Origin of the sequence: Weizmannia acidilactici, from assembly GCF_008974225.1 — a bacterium.
GTDB classification, from domain to species: Bacteria; Bacillota; Bacilli; order Bacillales; family Bacillaceae_C; genus Weizmannia; species Weizmannia acidilactici.
Genome location: NZ_BKZR01000081.1, coordinates 1 through 2,709 on the forward strand (window position 1 = coordinate 1; position 2,709 = coordinate 2,709).

General features: G+C 55.3%; 1 rRNA gene. It reads left to right on the top strand.

The features are described from left to right. Positions 1 to 2,709 (top strand): 23S ribosomal RNA (locus tag GBH70_RS16195); the annotation flags it as partial.

Consider the following 2,709-nt stretch of genomic DNA (forward strand, 5'->3'; position numbering starts at 1 on the left):
ACCCGGGGAACTGAAACATCTCAGTACCCGGAGGAAGAGAAAGCAATAGCGATTTCCCAAGTAGCGGCGAGCGAACAGGAAACAGCCCAAACCGGAGGGCTTGCCCTCCGGGGTTGTAGGACACTCATATGGGAGTTACAAAAGGACGGGGTAGGCGAAGCGGCCTGGAAAGGCCTGCCGGAGAAGGTAAAAGCCCTGTAGCTGAAACTTCGTTCTCTCCCGAGTGGATCCTGAGTACGGCGGGACACGTGGAATCCCGCCGGAATCCGGGAGGACCATCTCCCAAGGCTAAATACTCCCTAGTGACCGATAGTGAACCAGTACCGTGAGGGAAAGGTGAAAAGCACCCCGGGAGGGGAGTGAAAGAGATCCTGAAACCGTGTGCCTACAAGTAGTCAGAGCCCATTTACGGGTGATGGCGTGCCTTTTGTAGAATGAACCGGCGAGTTACGGTCCCATGCGAGGTTAAGCTGAAGAGGCGGAGCCGCAGCGAAAGCGAGTCTGAACAGGGCGCATGAGTATGGGGCCGTAGACCCGAAACCAGGTGATCTACCCATGTCCAGGGTGAAGGCAAGGTAACACTTGCTGGAGGCCCGAACCCACGCACGTTGAAAAGTGCGGGGATGAGGTGTGGGTAGCGGAGAAATTCCAATCGAACTTGGAGATAGCTGGTTCTCTCCGAAATAGCTTTAGGGCTAGCCTCAAGGTAAGAGTCTTGGAGGTAGAGCACTGTTTGGACGAGGGGCCCTCATCGGGTTACCGAATTCAGACAAACTCCGAATGCCAAAGACTTATCCTTGGGAGTCAGACTGTGAGTGATAAGATCCATGGTCAAAAGGGAAACAGCCCAGACCGCCGGCTAAGGTCCCAAAGTATACGTTAAGTGGAAAAGGATGTGGAGTTGCTTAGACAACCAGGATGTTGGCTTAGAAGCAGCCACCATTCAAAGAGTGCGTAATAGCTCACTGGTCGAGTGACTCTGCGCCGAAAATGTACCGGGGCTAAACGTATCACCGAAGCTGCGGACGGACACCTGTTGGTGTCCGTGGTAGGAGAGCGTTCTAAGGGCGTTGAAGCCGGACCGGAAGGACCGGTGGAGCGCTTAGAAGTGAGAATGCCGGTATGAGTAGCGAAAGAAGGGTGGGAATCCCTTCCACCGAATGCCTAAGGTTTCCTGAGGAAGGCTCGTCCGCTCAGGGTTAGTCGGGGCCTAAGCCGAGGCCGAAAGGCGTAGGCGATGGACAACAGGTTGATATTCCTGTACCGCCTCTTCACCGTTTGAACGATGGGGGGACGCAGGAGGATAGGGCAAGCGCGACACTGGTTGTTCGCGTCCAAGCAGTTAGGCCGGCGTGGAGGCAAATCCTTCACGCCAAGGCGGAGCTGTGACGGCGAGGGAATTTAAAGTACCGAAGTTCCTGATTCCACACTGCCAAGAAAAGCCTCTAGTGAGGTGAAAGGCGCCCGTACCGCAAACCGACACAGGTAGGCGAGGAGAGAATCCTAAGGTGAGCGAGAGAACTCTCGTTAAGGAACTCGGCAAAATGACCCCGTAACTTCGGGAGAAGGGGTGCTCTTTGGGGTGCAAGCCCCGAGGAGCCGCAGTGAATAGGCCCAGGCGACTGTTTAGCAAAAACACAGGTCTCTGCGAAGCCGCAAGGCGAAGTATAGGGGCTGACACCTGCCCGGTGCTGGAAGGTTAAGGAGAGGGGTTAGCCTTTCGGGCGAAGCTCTGAACTGAAGCCCCAGTAAACGGCGGCCGTAACTATAACGGTCCTAAGGTAGCGAAATTCCTTGTCAGGTAAGTTCTGACCCGCACGAAAGGTGTAACGATCTGGGCACTGTCTCAACGAGAGACTCGGTGAAATTATAGTACCTGTGAAGATGCAGGTTACCCGCGACAGGACGGAAAGACCCCATGGAGCTTTACTGCAACCTGATATTGAATTTTGGTACAGCTTGTACAGGATAGGTAGGAGCCTTGGAAACCGGAGCGCCAGCTTCGGTGGAGGCGCCGGTGGGATACTACCCTGGCTGTATTGAAATTCTAACCCGCACCCCTTACCGGGGTGGGAGACAGTGTCAGGCGGGCAGTTTGACTGGGGCGGTCGCCTCCTAAAAGGTAACGGAGGCGCCCAAAGGTTCCCTCAGAATGGTTGGAAATCATTCGCAGAGTGTAAAGGCATAAGGGAGCTTGACTGCGAGACCTACAAGTCGAGCAGGGACGAAAGTCGGGCTTAGTGATCCGGTGGTTCCGCATGGAAGGGCCATCGCTCAACGGATAAAAGCTACCCTGGGGATAACAGGCTGATCTCCCCCAAGAGTCCACATCGACGGGGAGGTTTGGCACCTCGATGTCGGCTCATCGCATCCTGGGGCTGTAGTCGGTCCCAAGGGTTGGGCTGTTCGCCCATTAAAGCGGTACGCGAGCTGGGTTCAGAACGTCGTGAGACAGTTCGGTCCCTATCCGTCGCGGGCGTAGGAAATTTGAGAGGAGCTGTCCTTAGTACGAGAGGACCGGGATGGACGCACCGCTGGTGTACCAGTTGTCTTGCCAAAGGCACCGCTGGGTAGCTATGTGCGGAAGGGATAAGTGCTGAAAGCATCTAAGCATGAAGCCCCCCTCAAGATGAGATTTCCCACAGTTTAGCTGGTAAGATCCCTGAAAGATGATCAGGTTGATAGGTCCGGGGTGGAAGCGCGGTGACG